We start from the raw sequence: 15,486 nt of genomic DNA, 5'->3' as shown, positions 1-15,486 counted from the left end.
GGAACGGGGGATGAGATGTCCGAGATGAATCGTCGTGGTTTCATCGGTCGTGGCCTGAGTCTGGGCGCGGCTGCGGCCGTCGCGGGTGCCGTGCCTGCGCGCGCCGCGGCGGGCGGTGCGCGGCCGGCGCTGGCGTCGAGCGGACGCGCGCAGACGCCGATGATGATCACCAGCCATACCAACGATACCGGGCGGCGTGCTGCCACGGCGGCGTGGCAGATCCTGTCGGGCGGCGGCACGGCGATGGACGCCGTCGAGCGCGGGGCGAACATCATCGAACTGGACCCCGATGAGACCAGCGTCGGCTGGGGCGGCCTCCCGAACGCGGACGGGGTCGTGCAACTCGACGCGTCCGTCATGGATGGGGTCACGTACAACGCCGGTTCCGTGGCTGGCATCGAGGGGATCCGCACCCCGGCCTCGGTGGCCCGGCTCGTCATGGAGCGCACGGATCACGTCATGCTGATCGGCGAGTACGCCCAGCGCTTCGCGGTCGGCTTCGGTTTCGAGGTTCAAGACCTCATGACGCCGAAGTCCCGTGAGATCTGGCTCCGTTGGCGCGAGGGGCTCTCGGACAGGGACGACTGGGGTCCCCCGGACCACCTCCGGCGTCCCGGCGGCGGCTCCGGCGGCGGGGGCATGGCTCGCACCGGTTTCGGCGAAGACGCCGTCCGGCGCGAGGCGGAGGAGTGGGCGGAACTGCTCGATCTGCCCGGCCGCGACGGCCCCGACCGCGACTACGTCCTGGCTGAGGCCCTCATCCACCGCTACGGGACGACGAACGTGCTCGCCGTCGACGCGCAGGGGAACGTCTCCGGCATCACGACGACGAGCGGCCTGGCGTGGAAGGTCCCGGGCCGGGTAGGCGATTCGCCGATCATCGGCGCCGGCCTTTACGTCGACAACGACATCGGCGCGGCCGCCGTCACGGGTCGCGGGGAAGATGTGATCAAGTCGTGCGCGGGCTACTACATCGTGTCGCGGATGGGTGCGGGCCGCACGCCGCAGCAGGCGTGCGAGGACGCTGTCGGGATGATCCGGCACAAGTACCGGAACGTGGCCCCGGACTTCATACCGTCCGAGAAGTTCGTCGCGATCAACAAGGACGGGGACCATGGCTGCGCGTGGATGCCCTTCCGCGACACGCCGCCCCGCATGACGGTGGCGAACGCGGACGGGATCCAGACGTACGAGGGGGTGAGCGTCGCCGACTGACGAGGCACCCGACCCGGACTCCGCGTCCGGCGCGTCCGAAGTGACCGTGGTCGTCAGGGAAGCGGGACTCGAGGATGTGGACCGCCTCGCGCCGCTGTTCGACGGGTACCGGCAGTTCTACCGCCAGCCGGCGGATCTGGACGGCGCCCGCCGGTTCCTCGCCGAGCGCTTGGGGGCGGGCGAGTCGCGCGTCTTCGTGGCCGAGACGGCGGACGGCTGGCCGCTGGGATTCGTGCAACTCTTCCCGTCCTTCTCGTCCGTGTCGATGAAGCGGCTCTGGATCCTCAACGACCTCTTCGTCGCGCCGGACGCCCGCCGGTCCGGGGTCGCGCGCGCTCTCATGGACCGGGCGCGGGAACTCGCCGTCGAGACCGGGGCCAAGGGCCTCATCCTCGAGACGGAATCCCACAACGCCCCTGCGAAGAGGCTGTACGAGGACCTGGGCTGGGCGCTCGACGGCACCGACCACTACGAGTTGTCGGTGTGATCTCCCGGGCGAATACCTCGGTGCGCGCGGTGGCCCCGGCGGTGCTGCTGCCTCTGCTGGCGGCCTTCGCCTGCGCGGCCGGATCGGCGACGGGACCCGCGGACGGAGATGGGGAGTCCGGGCAGGAGTTGCGACTGTCGCTCTCGACCGGCGACGAGCCGCCGAGGGACGCCGCACCCATCGTCCTGGAACTGGCCGGCACCAACGAAGGCCAGGCCCCCCTCGTCCTCGATTTCCCCGACGGCCAACGCTACGACTTCGAGGTGATCTCGGAGGGTGGGGCCGTCGTCTGGCAATGGGCGGAGGGCATGTTCTTCGCTCAGGTTCTGGGACGCGAGACGCTCGACCCCGGTGCCTCGCTGAACTGGACCGCGACAATCGAAGCCGGCCTGCCGGCCGGTGTCTACCGCGTCCTCGCCACACTTACCACGGTCGAGCCTCACACCATTGAGGCCACCCTCACCGTCCTTCCCCGGAGATAGCGACCATTGAGCGACACGACGCCGGCAGGGCTCGCCACGGGCCCCGACGCCCTCGAGCCCGACCTCCTGCGGGCCGTCTCCTTCGATGCGGGGTGGTCCCTGCTCGAGCGCTTCTCGACCCTCGTGCGAGAGTCCGGGAGCGAGGAGGAGCACGTCGCCGCGGAGTACATCGCCGCCGAACTGAGTCGGCTGGGCGTGCCCTTCGAGATGCACGAGCCCGATCTCTACCTCTCGCTTCCCCGCGAGTCCTCGGTGGAGTGGCGTGGCGGGTCGATTCGGGCCAAACCGCCGTCCTTCGCGGTGCCTACCGCGGATGGGGGGCTGGAAGGGGAGCTGGTGTACGTCCCCGCCGCGGCCGCGACGGGGCAACGCGACCTGTTCGCGAAACGGCTCGGCGACGACCTGCCCGATGTGGCCGGCAAGATCGTGCTCAGCGAGGGATACGCGATGCCAGGCATGGTGTCCGCGTTCGAGGCGGCGGGGGCGGCGGGACAGATCTTCATCAACCCCGGGCGGAACATCCACTGGGGGATCTGCACGTCGATCTGGGGCACGCCGACGACCAGGAACCTCGGCACGAAGCCGGGGACGCCCGCGGTCGCGGTGAACAACCCTGATGGTGAGCGGCTGAAGGAGGCGGTGGGCGAGACCGTCCGGCTGGAGGTCCGGCTGGAAGAGGGCTGGTATCCGTGCAAGCTCCCGGTGGCGCATATCGCGGGGGCGTCGGACGAGTTCATGCTCGTGCACGGGCACTACGACTCGTGGGACGTCGGGATCGGCGACAACGCGGTGGGGGACGCGACGCTGCTGGAACTGGCGCGCATCTTCCACGCGGAGGCGGGTCGGTTGAAGCGCTCGCTGCGCATTGCCTGGTGGCCGGCGCACTCGACCGGGCGCTACGGCGGCTCGACCTGGTATGCCGACACGCACGCGCTGGAACTGCGCCAGCGCTGCGTGGGCGCGATCAACATCGACTCGCCGGGCTGCTGGCACGCGACGGAGTACGACGACGTGATGTGGATGGCCGAGGCGGGCCCGCTGTGCGCGCGCGCGATCGCCGACGTCACGGGAAAGACCGCCAGGCGGCTGCGGCCGCTGCGGGCCGGCGACTATTCCTTCAATCAGATCGGCCTCACCTCGTTCTACATGCTGCTCTCCAACATCCCGGCGGACGAGCGCGCGGCGCTAGGCTTCTACCCGACGGGCGGCTGCGGCGGCAACATCGCGTGGCACACGGAAGACGACCACATGGGCGTGGCCGAGCGCGCGAACCTCGAGCGCGACCTGGGCGTCTACGTGGCCTCGATCGCGCGCGTGCTCAACTCGCGGATCCTCCCGTACGACTTCCGCGAAACCGTTTCCGAACTGGCGGGGTTCGTCGACGAATACGTGGAGGCCGCCGGGGAGCTGCTGGACCTGAGCGCGGTCCGCACCGAACTCGAGAGGCTCGGGGCCGCGCTGGAGGGCATGTACTCCGCCGTGGGGGCGGGAGAACCGAATCCGGCGGCCGTTGCCGCGGTGAACGAGTTGTTCCTCGACCTGTCGCGGATTCTGGTGCCGATCGGCTACGCGGAAGGGGGGGCGTTCGACCACGATCCCGCGCTGCCCCGGACGCCGATCCCGCGGCTGGCCGGGGTGACGGAGTTGTCCGGCCTCGCGGACGCGAACTCCGAGATGCTGCCCTTCCTCCTGAACGAACTGCGTCGCGAGGCGAACCACGTCGCGAACGGGTTTCATGAGGCGGCCCGGGCGGTGGAACGCGTGCTGGCGCAGTTGGCGGCATCGGCGCCGGCGAGCTGACGCACGTGCGACGCGCGAGCCGGAAACCGGCGTGCCCCCGGGCGCTGGCGATGCTGGCGGTGTTGTCCGCGTTGGCCGCGCTGCCGGGCCTGCCTGTCGCGGCCCCCGCCGCGGCGCAGACGACGGACACAGTGTTTGTCCGGCTCGATGCCGACGGTGTGGCCCACGTCCGGCAGGGTCTCATGCCGGAGGACGGCGCGGTGCGGGCGTTCGCGATTCGGATCGAGCACCAGAGCCTGTCGCTGGCGGAGACGGAGCGGGACGGCGAGCCGCTGTCCGGCGCCGATGTAGCCCTGACCCCGGTGGACGGAGCGTACCGGATCGATGTGGCCTCGGACGCCCCGGTCGCCGTGTCCTACGCGGTCAGCAATCTGGTGCGGGGGCGGCTGGACCGGGTCCCCCTCTTCGTGGCCGGCCGGGAGGCCGAGCAGACCGTCGTCCAGGAGGTCACGGCGCCGTGGCTGATTCGGCTGGAGGGGGATCCGGACGTGCTCGACGCGCTGGACCTCGCCACCAGCCTGCCGCGCTTCATCCGGGCCGGCGATGGCGTCGTCACGGCCACCGTGTCCAGTGTGCCGGGGCTGCTCCGGCTGTCGCGCGGCGGCCCACTCTCGTTCGCGCGCGTCGCCGACTTCACGGTCCTCGCGCTGCTGCTGACCGGCGCGATCTGGACGTGGCGAAACGCGCGGGTCCGTCGCGGGCGTGCCGGAGCCGCCCGATGAAGATCATCCTCATCGCGGCGGGCTTCTTCGCCCTCGGTCTCACCGTGATCCTCCTCTTCCGGAAGACCATCCGCGCCGACGACGAACTGGACCGCCGCTGGGCCGAAGTCGTCGCGCAGCGTTCAGAACGCGGCGGATCGCCGTCCGAACCCGGGGAGACCGCGGATCACGGCGGCCGCGAAGGGCCCGGAGGGCCGCAATGAGCGACATCTTCTTCGTCGTGCTCGGCGTCTACGTGGCCGTCATCATGGGCATCGCGATCTGGAGCTACTTCAAGACCGAGACCGAAGTCGACTTCCTCGCCGCCGGCCGCTCGATCGGCCCCATCGTGGGCGGCGCCGTCCTCGCCGCCACGCAGATTTCGGCCGGCACCTTCGTCGGCACCGCCGGCCGCCACTACCTGGCCGGCGTCTCCTGGGTCTTCCCGTGGCTCGGCCTGTGGACCGGCTGGCTCGTGTGCGCCTTCTTCGTCGCCCCCAAGCTCCGGCGTCTCGGCGCGCTCACCGTCCCCGACTACATCTCCGCCCGCTACGGCAGCCCGAAGGCGGGAGCGCTCGCCGGCGTCCTCATCGTCGTCGCCTACACGATCTATCTCGTGGCGCAGTTCCAGGCGGGCGGCGAGATCGCGGAGGTCGTGTTCGGGATCCGCCCGCTCACCGCGATGCTCATCATCGTCGCCTCGACCGCGCTCTACACGCTCCTCGGCGGCGTGCGCTCGAGTTCCTACATCGACTTTCTGCAGACGATGATCATGGTGGCGGCGCTCATCGTCGCCGTCCCGGTCCTCCTCAACCAGGTGGGCGGCGGCAGCCCGCTCGCGGCAGTGGAACGGTCGCTCGGGTTCCTCGACACGCTCGATGACCGTCTCGTGGGCTGGTACTACTCGCCGCGGGAACTCCTCGCCTTCGCGATCGCGTTCGGGCTCTCGATCGCGGCGGCGCCGTACGAACTCACCCGCTTCTACTCGATGCGCGACGAGCGCACGGTGCGAAAGGCGATCTTCGTGGCGATCGGCTTCCAGGTCGTCATCGCGACGAGCATCATGTCGATCGGCATGCTCATGCGGGTGCTGTTCCCGAACCTCCCCTCCCAGGACCAGGCCACCGCCACCATGGCCCTCCACGTGCTGCCTCCCGTGGTGGGCGCGCTTCTGCTCGTCGCCATGCTGTCGGCGATCATGTCCACCGTGAACTCGATCCTCCTCGTCACGGGCGCCGGCGTCGCCCACGACCTGTACGGGAAGTTCATCCGCCCCGACGCGAGCCAGAAGCATCTCGTCAACGCGAACCGGGTGGCAATCGTCGTCCTCTCCCTCATCCCCCTCTTCTTCGCGCTCCAGAAGCTGGGAGACGTGCAGGGAATCGTCCTTGAACAGGCGAAGTTCATCGCCTCCTTCTTCTTCGTCCCCATCGTCATCGGCCTCAACTGGCGGCGGGGGACGGCGAAGGGCGCGGTCGCCTCCATGATCGGAGGCTTCCTCGCGTGTCTGGTCTGGACGCTCTGGTTCCAGGAGCATTATTTCCCGCTCTACGGGATAGATTCCGTCGAATTGGGGGTCGGCGCGAGCCTCATCCTCTTCTTCATGGTATCGCTGATGACGAAACCGAACCCCGGCCAGACGCTGGAGCCGTTCTTCGGAAAAAAGTGAACCGGGGAAAAAGTGAACCGCCGGTCCACGAACGCAGGGAGAGACCTCATATGTCCGACGTTCTGACACGACTTGTCGACGAACTGAATGCCGGGACGGTCCGGGTGGTGGATCTCACGATCCCGCTCGGGCCCGAAACGGTGGTGATCGACTTGCCGCCGATGTTCGCGCCTTCGAAGGGCGTGACGATCGACCAGATCTCGAGATATGACGACGACGGGCCGGGCTGGTACTGGAACAACCTCACGCTCGGAGAGCACACGGGGACGCACTTCGACGCTCCGATTCACTGGGTGACCGGGAAAGACGTGCCCGATGGGACGACGGACACGATCCCCCCGGGCAAGTTCGTCGGCCCGGCATGTGTGATCGACGTGGAGGCGGAGGTCGAGGCGGACCCCGACTTCCTGCTCACGACCGAGGGGCTGGAGGCGTGGGAGGCGGAGCACGGACGCGTGCCGGAGGGCGCCTGGGTCTTCCTGCGCACGGGGTGGAGCCGGAGGGAAGGGAAAGAGGCGTTCCTCAACGTGGCGGAAGACGGTCCGCACTCGCCCGGCTTTCACCAGGAGACGTCGGCGCTGCTGGCCCATGAGCGCGCCGTGCTAGGGGTCGGCGTGGAGACGGTCGGCACCGATGCGGGCCAAGCGGGTGGGTTTGACCCGCCGTTCCCCAACCACGGGATCATGCACGGGGCGGGGAGGTTCGGCCTCGCGAGCCTGTGCAACCTCGACCAGCTGCCGCCGACGGGCGCGGTGGTGATCGCGGCGCCGCTAAAGATCGTGGACGGGAGCGGCAGCCCGCTGCGCGTCATCGCCCTGGCTCCGGCGTAATCGGCGGCGAGGAAGGCACGATGGGCGGAGCCCCGGACTACGCCGAGCAGCGGCGATCGACCTACCGAAAGGTCCTGAAGGCGCTGGATCAGGGCCTCTTCTGGCTGGATCTCGCGCAAGACGAGGTCCCGGAATCCACGAAAGCCCCGGACGCGCACGGTGCGGTGAAGCGGGGGATCTTTCACCTCGGGGAAGCGGGAGGCATCGCGTTTTCCGGCCGCTTCGCGGGAACGGATTCCGAAGCCCTGTTCGACGACATCTCCGACGCCCTCGAACTCCGCGACCTGGACAGGACCCACGAGATCAGAACCGTCGTCCAGAGCCGGTCGCGGTCGGGCGGAGATCCGGATGAAGGAGCAGCCGTTGCCGAGGACATCGACTGGGATTCGGGTTACCTGCAGATGCTCGCCGTCCTCAACGAGAGCCGGCAGGCGCGGGACAGCGGCGACCTGCACCGGTACTCGGTCATGGCGGGTTTCCTTTCCGGCCTCATGCACTGGGACACGGGACGCGATCAACATCGAGCGGGCTCGCTCCGGGATGCGGTGATCGCCGCCTACAACGACGGCTGGGGGGCGGCACTGTGGGTGGAATGGGAAGGGATCCGGGAGGCGCGGTTGGCGGAGGGATCCCTCGATTCAGAGGAGGATCCCGACCTGCTCCTGCGCTGGGTGGGTCTGCGCCTGGCCGCGGCCGACAGGATGACGGGCCCCCTCTTCCTCAGCAGCGACGATGAGACGGACGCTGAACGAAGCGAGAGGGAATCGGATGAACAGGCTTCCTTCCTGCGCTGCGAACGCTCGACACAGCGTGCGCAGAACTTCGGCAAGCGGCTCGCGAGCCGCGATGACGACGGAGTCTGGCTGCCCGCAAGTTATGCCCTGAACCGCGCGCTCGTGCTCGACTCTCACAGGGAGGAGGATGCCGCGGGCGGCGAACGCGAGACGTGACCGCACGTTCCCGCGGGAACGTCGAGGCCAGCGGTCTGGCAATAGATCAGGGTTGGACCAAGGTTGAAGGCTCGACGACGGGCCGGACCACGTATCCCAACACGAGGAGCGTCCAGTGGCGGACAACGGAAACGCAGGCAAGGCCGTGAAGGTGGCGTCGATTCTGCTCGCGCTGCTCTTCCTCCTCAACGGAGGGATGAAGGTCGCCGGGATGATGGTCGACCAGTTCTCGGTGTGGGGCTACCCGGCGTGGTTCCAGTACCTGATCGGCGTCGTGGAGGTGCTGGCGGGGGTTGGATTCCTGCGGCGTCCGACGCGGTTCCTGGCGGCTGTCGTCGTGATCCCGATCATGGCGGGGGCAATCTATACCCTCGTGAGGGCGGGGGCGGCGGGGCCGGCCGCGGTTCCGGCCGTGGCGCTGATTCTGGCTCTCTTCGTGGCGAAGAGCTCACGCTAGAGATGTTGTTCGGTCAGTCGCCTCCGGCGGTCTCCAGCAGCTGGTCACCCACGAGCCGGATCACGCGGACGCGCTGAATGTCGAGTTCGTCCCGGTCTATGTAGGCCAGCAGGCCATCCGGTCCGAACGCGGCCGGGATGCGGAGCCCGTCGGGGGCGATGGTGCCGAAGTACTGCCCATCCGCGGTGAGAATGTCCGTGGGGCCGGACTCGCCCATCAGGGCCGTGCGCTGGACCCAGATCCGCCCGCTCCGGTCCACGGCGAGCCTCGAGATGACCGGCACCTCCGCGGGAAAGGCCATGTTCGCGATCCGATCTTCACGCATGCGGCGCATCGCATCCGGGTCGGGACCGCTCGGGCGTCCGCCGCCCGCTCCCGCCGAAACCGTGCCCGAGATGATCATGGTGGTCGCTACCCCGCCTCCGCCGCCTCCGCTCCCGCCCTCGGCCAGGGAGGCGAGCCGGCGTTCGCGCTCCCCATCCCGGATCTCGTCGGTCACGGCGACCGACGCGATAGGCCGCTCGAGCGTGCCCATCACCTGACCCGAGGCATCGAGGATCTTGATCCGATAGCCGACCGAATCGGCCAAGACGACGCGGCCGTCTCCGAGTACGCCGAAGCTCAGGGGCAAAGGGAAGGCCTCCATCCCGGACATGATGATCCGCGTGTCTCCCGTCTGAGTGTCTGTGTCCTCGACGGGTGGCCCCGCCCAGGCCAAATGGAATTCGTCCTGCGTGCCGTCGAGGCGGAACCGCCCGATGGGTCGGCCTTCCGGCTCCTCCTCTTCATCCGTCCCTCCCAGGAACGCGCCGAACGATCGGCTGATCATCCCTGCGGAGAGGAGGCTGTGGTCCGGCATGGCGTACATCCGCGAGCCGGGCATCCCGGTCTGGAAAGTGAAGCCGGCCTCCTGGAGGGATTCACCCTCGCGACTGAAGACCTTTATCCCCCGATTCATGTCGTTGACGGCGATGCGCCCATCGCCGAGCACCGCCAGACCTACCGCCTGGTTGAGTTCCCCGGGCCCCTCTCCCTTGTTGGAGATGGTACGGACGAACTGGCCGGCCGGATCGACGACGACGATGTGCCCCGCGTCATTGTCGAGGACAAGAAGTGAGCCGTCCTCCCCGAAGGCGACGCCCCTCACGCTGCCGAACATCTCCCATGCGGCGCCATCCAGTACACCGACGGTGTAGACTTCCTCCACATCGGGCTGGAGGAGGATGTCCGGGCTGTCGAGCCCGGCGGTGGCGGGATCCCCGTCCCCGCCGCAAGCAGCGGCCGCGAGCGGGAAGGCGATAAGGACGACGTGACGCGTGCGGCTGCGGATGTTGCGCATGAGGCTTCCTTCCAGGTGACGAATGCGACGCCGACGAATCAGAACGCGGGGCGGACACCGGCTGTGACAGTGGAGGCCGGAGCAACGGTTGCCCACAGCCGGAATCATGGGGTGCCGTCCAGCAGTTCATCCGCCGCGAGGCGGGCGACGCGGACGCGCTGGACGCCGAGTTCATCGGTCTCGATGTAGGCCAGCAGGCCGCCCGGCCCGAACGCGGCGGGGATCCGCGGCCCCTCGGGCGCGATCGTCCCGAGGTAGCGTCCATCCGAGGTGAGAATGTCGGTGGGACCGGGTTCGCCGGGAAGCGCCGTGCGCTGGACCCAGATGCGGTCGCTCCAGTCCACGGCGATCCTCGCGATGACCGGGATCTCCGCGGGGAACACCATGTTTCCGATCTGCCGCCGGTACGTGTCGCGCAGGGACGCTTCCAGGGCCGCCGGATCGGGCGGGCCGGAGGATCCGCTCGGGGGCTGGATGATTACCGTGGAAATGCCCTCCAACAGCACGTCCTGGGGAATCTCCTCGGAATCCAGCAACGCAAGCCGCCGTTCACGTTCGGCGTCGCGGACCCGATCCGTGACCTCGACCGGAACCAGCGGGCGGTCGAGCGTCGTGAGCGCTGCTCCTTCCGGGCCATCCGGGGCAAGGATCCTGATCCGGTATCCGACAGAGTCGACGATGACGACTCGGCCATCCCGAAGCGCGGCCAGCTCGAGCGGAGGCGGAAAAGCCTGGATCGGACGCAGTTGCACGAAGATCGCCCCGGACTGAACGTCTTCGAGTCGCGAATCGTCGACCGGAGGACCGGGCCAGGCGGCGTAGAGCAGCTCTCCGCTCCCGTCGGGTCGGAAGCGCATGATCGGGCGGCCTTCGCCGGATCCATCGCTCACGGTGCGGCGAAAGACCTCGCCCGTCACGAGGCTGTGGTCGGGCATCGGAAAGAACGGAGTCCCCGGGATCCCCTCTCCGGCCTCGAACCGGATCGCGTCGAGGAACGCGCCGTCGCGCTTGAACATCTGCAGCCCGACCTTCGCGTAGTCCATGACGCCGATGCGTCCATCGGAGAACAGGGCCAGCCCTTCGGGCCGGGCCAGCTCTCCCGGCCCTTCGCCCTGCCTCGAGATGGTCCGCATGTACCCGCCCGAGGAGTCGATCGCCACGACGTGCCCGGCGCTCTCATCGAGAATGAAGAGGGTAGCGTCAGCGTCGAACGCCAGGCTCGATATGTTCCCGAAGGTCTCCCAGGGTGCGCCGTCGAGGGCGCCCACGGTGTAGACGGTCTCCACCGATGGCTCGATCGAGAAATCGGGACTGTCGAGCCCGGCCGAGCGAGGCGAACCACCGCAGTTCGTGGTCAGAACAAGAGTCGCGGCCAGAGCAGGACGCATGGACTCACACCTCCGGATAGGATAGTCCGACACCCGATGACTCCGGCGTCGATGGACCACACTACTAAACGACTAGTAGATATGGAAAGGGGTGTTGTGGCCAGCCTCTATCGCCGTCCGAGTCCGGGCATGAGCACGGGCGTGGTCGCCTGGTACTCCCGATAGGTGGGGTACTTCGCCGCCGAGATCTGCTCGGTGAGCCGCATCGACGGAATGAACAGTGCGATGAGCAGGAGGAACCCGAGGCCCGTCCAGTGGAGCCACACCCCGGACGCCGAGACGCCGAAGAGGTAGAAGACCACCCACATGGAAATCTCACAGAAGTAGTTGGGGTGGCGGGAGTACCGGTACAGGCCGGACGTGAAGAACGGCTGCGCGACCTCTTCGCCCGCCGCGAGTCGCCGTTTCTTGTCCTGCTGGAAGCGCCACATCTGCTCGTCGGCCACGGTCTCGCCGGCGAACAGCACGAGGAACGCGGCAGCGGTCAGATAGTCCAGCCATCCGAGCGGGGTCGCGATCCACACGCTCGCCTGGTGGATGGGTGAGGTGAAGAGCCAGATCAGGAGCATCTGCCCGAAGCTGATGAAGGTGAGGTTCATCACCTGCATGGCCACCGGCCCCGTCTTCTCCCGCACGGCGGTCCAGCGGTAGTCCTCTCCGCCGACCCAATATCCTCCCTTGCGCGCGAAGTTGAAGGTCAGACGAGCGCCCCAGAGGACGACGAGCGCCGTCATGAGGTTCACGCGCGGCGAGGCGAAGTCCGTCCCGGCAGCCACCATCAGGCAATACACGGGAGGCAACAGAGACCACAGGCGGTCGATCCACGAGTACTCCCGGGTGATGACTCCAAGCAGCCACACCAGCGCGGCCACGATCAGGCAGAGGTCGAGCGCGGTGCCGAACGGCGTTCCCGTCAGCGGGTGTTCGATCAGATTCATCTTCCCCTCGCTCTCAAGTTCGGCTCACCTCATGCCCGGGGTCCGACTCAGGTCGCGGTCAGTCGCCGCACCAGTGCCTGCAGCCATTCGCTCACCTCCTGGACCTCCTCCTGAAGCTCTTCGTGCCGCTCGTAGGCGTCGGCGCCCGGCGCCTGGTCGGCCCGCCCGGTCATGCCGGCGAGATAGTTGAGCTGGCTCAGGAGCATGGGACGCGGATAGCTGCCCCCCGCGTCGTTCACGCTGGCGTCGAGTTCGGCCAGCTCCTCGGCGAGTGCGTCGAGCGTTTCGTTGCGGCCGCCGCCGGCGTCCGCGCGCGCCTCGGCGATGCGCTCGCGCAGATCGTTGATGCCGTTCGCGACCTCACGGGCCTCCGCCTGTGTCTCCCGGACCGCGAGGTTGAAGCGGTACTGCTCCTCGAGGTCCGCGATGGTCACGCCTTCCGCCGCCACCCGCGGGTCGATCCGCAGTTCGAGCCCGGTCTCGGTCGTCACGCCGCCCGCCGAGAGGCGAACGGTGTAGTTTCCCGGTGGCACGATCGGCCCGCCCCGGCCCGAGCCCTGCGAACGCATGTCCCAGCGCAGCCTGTGCACGCCCGGCGCCGACGAGACCCCCCGTATGCCGCCACCGCGCGGAGCCATGCGCTGCATCGCCGGTCCCCCCGCCCGGGCCGCCCCGCCACCCCCGCCACTGGCGTACGACCGGATCACCTCGCCGCCCACGTCGACGATCTCGATCCGCACCGTCTCGTCGGGTCCCAGGTCCGGCGAAATCCAGTAGCTGATGTCCGCGCCCGCCCCCGGGTAGTCCGGCCGCGCCGTGTTCGACGCCCACTCGAAGCCGGAGTTGCGGCCGGGCCGCGTGCGGTACTGGGGCCGTCCCGCGAACAGGTGCGCCCCCTCCGCACCGGCGACGGTTCCGTCGGCGCCGATCTCGTGCAGCGGGGTGAGGTCATCCAGCACCCAGAAGCCCCGGCCCATGGTCGAGAGCGCCAGGTCCTGCCGGTACACTTCGATGTCCGTCACGGGCGTCACCGGCAGGTCGAGTTGGAACGACTGCCACGTCGCGCCGTCGTCGAAGGAGATGAAGAGCCCGAATTCCGTCCCCGCGTAGAGCAGTCCCTCACGGTCCGGGTCCTCGCGCACGACGCGCACGGGCACGTCCGCAGGGATCCCGTTCGTCCCGTCCGCCAGACGGATCCACGTCTCCCCGGCGTCGTCCGTCCGGTAGACGTAGGGGCTGAAGTCGCCGAGCAGGAAGCGGTACCCTGCCACGTACACCTTGTCCGGGTCGTGCCGGGAGATGTCGATCGAGTTGATGCGACCCTCGGGCGGCATATCCGCCGGCGTCACGTTCTCCCACGACTCCGCGCCATCCAGCGTCACGTACACCGGGCCGTCGTTCGCCCCCGTCCAGATCACGTCCGGGTCGTGCGGCGAAGCCTCGATCACGTAGAGCGTGGAATAGTGTTCCTCCCCCGTCGCGTCGCGCGTGATGGGTCCCCCCGACACCATCTGCCGCTCGGGACGGAACGCGGTCAGGTCCGGGGAGATCCGCTCCCACGTGCGGCCTCCATCGCTGGTGCGGTGCACGTATTGCGAACCGTGATAGACGAGGTCCGGATCGTGCGGCGACACCTCGATGGGCACGACGCGCTGGAAGCGGTAGGGGAGGTTGGCGGGGCTGGTCCCGTACATGTTCACCGCGCCGACGTAATACTGCTGCTCCTGCCCGGTGCGCTGGTTGTAGACGCCGAAGCGCCCCTTGCAGTTCGCGTACACGACGTCGGGGTCGCCCGGCTTCGGCACGGCAGGCCCGGTCTCACACCCGCCCGGCGAGCGCCAGTATGCGTCCGGACCACCCGGCGCGGAGAGCGACGGCTGCCGGCTCGGCACCGCCACCGTATAGGAATCGTCCTGCTGGCCCGCATAGAGCCAATACGGGAAGCGGTCGTCCACATCGACCTGGTAGAGTTCCGCGGTGGGCTGGTTGTTGACCGGCGACCACGTCTGCCCGCCATCCAGCGTCACGACCCCGCCGCCGTCGCTCCCGTGCACCATGATCCGCGAGTCGTCCGGGTTGATCCACAGATCGTGGTCATCCCCGTGCACGTTCGGGATCGTCCGGAACGTCTCTCCACCGTCCGTCGACTTCCATGTGGAGAGGTTGAGGACATAGACGACGTCCCCGTCCGTCGGGTCCGCGGTGATATTCGTGAAATAGAAGGGCCGGTGCATGAGCTGGTTGCGCGGGTCGTCGTTGATCAGCTCCCACGTCTCGCCGGCGTCATCCGAGCGGTACAGACCCTCGATCGGCTCCGGCGCCTCCACGAGCGCGTAGACGCGGTCGGGCATGTCCGCCGAGACGGAGAAGTCCACCTTGCCGATGAGTCCGTCCGGGAGCCCGGCCGTGACCCGCCGCCACGTGTCGCCCCCGTCCGTCGTCTTCCAGATCCCATCCTCCTCGCTTGCCCCGGAGATGATCGACCAGGGCCGGCGCTGCGCCCGCCACATCCCGGCGTAGATCACGTTGGGGTCCGCGGGATGAAACTCGAGGTCCACCGCCCCGACGGAATCCGAAGTGAAGAGGATGCGCTCCCAGTCGAGGCCCCCGTTCGACGAGCGATAGACGCCCCGCGTCTCATTGTTGATGAACGGGTTCCCCATCGCGGCCGCATAGACGAGATCCGGGTTGTCCGGGTGGGCCTTCACGGACGCGATCTGGCCCCCGTCCTCGAGCCCGACGTGTTCCCACGTGTCTCCAGCGTCCGTCGACTTATGGATGCCTCTGCCGATGATGATGTTCGAGCGGATGCCGTCGGAGCCCGTCCCCACATAGATGATATTCGGATCCGAATCCGCGACCTCGATATGGCCGATGGACGGAGACCGGAAGTATCCATCGGAGATGTTCTCCCACGTCATCCCGTAGTTCGTCGTCTTCCACACGCCGCCCCCGGTCGCCCCCTGGTAGAAGGTGTGGGGGTGCGAGCGGTGACCCTCGACCGCCGTGACGCGGCCGCCGCGCGAGGGACCGACAAAGCGGAAGGAGAGGCCGCCGAAGAGACTCGGGTCGACCGTCTCCGCCGCGGCAGTCGAGGTCCCGACGCCGACCGGGAGTGCGCTCGGGTCCGCAGCGTCCTGGGCCGTGAGCGACCACGCCGAAGCGGAGAGTGCGATGAGGGAGGCGAGAGCGCCCCGTGCGCCAAGGGTTCGTGTAGGGAATTGCATGGT

At 68.5% G+C, this 15,486-nt stretch carries 14 protein-coding genes; 10 read left to right on the top strand and 4 right to left on the bottom strand.

All coding sequences use genetic code 11. From position 1 onward, the window contains the following. Nucleotides 1-24 precede the first annotated feature (24 nt). From ACOOGH_RS07910 to ACOOGH_RS07865, 10 genes are all read left to right on the top strand, one after another. Entirely contained in the window at nt 25-1,215 is a 1,191-nt protein-coding gene (locus tag ACOOGH_RS07910; protein WP_420448397.1) for a N(4)-(beta-N-acetylglucosaminyl)-L-asparaginase, read from the top strand. Nucleotides 1,216-1,261: 46 nt separating this feature from the next. After that, the gene (locus ACOOGH_RS07905; RefSeq protein ID WP_420448396.1) at nt 1,262-1,702 is read left to right on the top strand and encodes a GNAT family N-acetyltransferase; all 441 of its coding nucleotides are present in this window, start codon (nt 1,262-1,264) and stop codon (nt 1,700-1,702) included. Beyond that, nucleotides 1,699-2,184: a BsuPI-related putative proteinase inhibitor gene (locus ACOOGH_RS07900; protein ID WP_420448395.1), complete on the top strand. Its 486-nt coding sequence runs from the start codon at nt 1,699-1,701 to the stop codon at nt 2,182-2,184. The genes ACOOGH_RS07905 and ACOOGH_RS07900 overlap by 4 nt, the downstream gene beginning before the upstream one ends. Before the next feature lie 6 nt (nt 2,185-2,190). Next, nucleotides 2,191-3,984: a M28 family peptidase gene (locus tag ACOOGH_RS07895; RefSeq protein ID WP_420448394.1), complete on the top strand. Its 1,794-nt coding sequence runs from the start codon at nt 2,191-2,193 to the stop codon at nt 3,982-3,984. Nucleotides 3,985-3,989: 5 nt separating this feature from the next. After that, complete coding sequence (locus tag ACOOGH_RS07890; RefSeq protein ID WP_420448393.1) at nt 3,990-4,706, top strand: hypothetical protein; 717 nt, start codon at nt 3,990-3,992, stop codon at nt 4,704-4,706. Next, nucleotides 4,703-4,909 (top strand): hypothetical protein, encoded by a 207-nt coding sequence (locus ACOOGH_RS07885; RefSeq protein WP_420448392.1) that lies wholly within the window; start codon nt 4,703-4,705, stop codon nt 4,907-4,909. The genes ACOOGH_RS07890 and ACOOGH_RS07885 overlap by 4 nt, the downstream gene beginning before the upstream one ends. Then, nucleotides 4,906-6,354, top strand: a complete 1,449-nt coding sequence (locus ACOOGH_RS07880; RefSeq protein WP_420448391.1) for a sodium:solute symporter family protein — start codon at nt 4,906-4,908, stop codon at nt 6,352-6,354. Before ACOOGH_RS07885 ends, ACOOGH_RS07880 begins: the two co-directional genes overlap by 4 nt. A gap of 50 nt (nt 6,355-6,404) precedes the next feature. Beyond that, nucleotides 6,405-7,184 (top strand): cyclase family protein, encoded by a 780-nt coding sequence (locus ACOOGH_RS07875; RefSeq protein ID WP_420448390.1) that lies wholly within the window; start codon nt 6,405-6,407, stop codon nt 7,182-7,184. Nucleotides 7,185-7,204: 20 nt separating this feature from the next. Continuing rightward, a complete protein-coding gene (locus ACOOGH_RS07870; protein WP_420448389.1) occupies nt 7,205-8,134 on the top strand; it encodes a hypothetical protein in 930 nt (309 codons plus the stop codon). A 115-nt stretch (nt 8,135-8,249) separates the two neighbouring features. Continuing rightward, nucleotides 8,250-8,591 (top strand): DoxX family protein, encoded by a 342-nt coding sequence (locus tag ACOOGH_RS07865; RefSeq protein WP_420448388.1) that lies wholly within the window; start codon nt 8,250-8,252, stop codon nt 8,589-8,591. A 13-nt stretch (nt 8,592-8,604) separates the two neighbouring features. Here the strand turns inward: ACOOGH_RS07865 and ACOOGH_RS07860 are convergent, their stop codons facing one another. The 4 genes from ACOOGH_RS07860 to ACOOGH_RS07845 all read right to left on the bottom strand — a co-directional run bounded on the left by ACOOGH_RS07860 (nt 8,605) and on the right by ACOOGH_RS07845 (nt 15,483). After that, on the bottom strand, nt 8,605-9,930 hold the full coding sequence (locus tag ACOOGH_RS07860) for a hypothetical protein (RefSeq protein ID WP_420448387.1): 1,326 nt from the start codon (nt 9,928-9,930) through the stop codon (nt 8,605-8,607). 104 nt (nt 9,931-10,034) lie between these two features. Continuing rightward, nucleotides 10,035-11,318 carry a 6-bladed beta-propeller gene (locus ACOOGH_RS07855; RefSeq protein ID WP_420448386.1) on the bottom strand — a complete coding sequence of 428 codons (1,284 nt, stop codon included), beginning with the start codon at nt 11,316-11,318 and terminating at the stop codon, nt 10,035-10,037. Nucleotides 11,319-11,425: 107 nt separating this feature from the next. Next, a complete protein-coding gene (locus ACOOGH_RS07850) occupies nt 11,426-12,256 on the bottom strand; it encodes a DUF1295 domain-containing protein (protein ID WP_420448385.1) in 831 nt (276 codons plus the stop codon). 47 nt (nt 12,257-12,303) lie between these two features. After that, nucleotides 12,304-15,483, bottom strand: coding sequence for a WD40/YVTN/BNR-like repeat-containing protein (locus ACOOGH_RS07845; RefSeq protein WP_420448384.1), 3,180 nt, complete (start codon nt 15,481-15,483; stop codon nt 12,304-12,306). Between the last annotated feature and the right edge of the window lie 3 nt (nt 15,484-15,486).

Source organism: Candidatus Palauibacter sp., assembly GCF_965213655.1.
Lineage (GTDB): Bacteria > Gemmatimonadota > Gemmatimonadetes > Palauibacterales > Palauibacteraceae > Palauibacter.
Note: the sequence above shows the minus strand (reverse complement) of the source record. Positions and strands in the feature narration are given on the sequence as shown.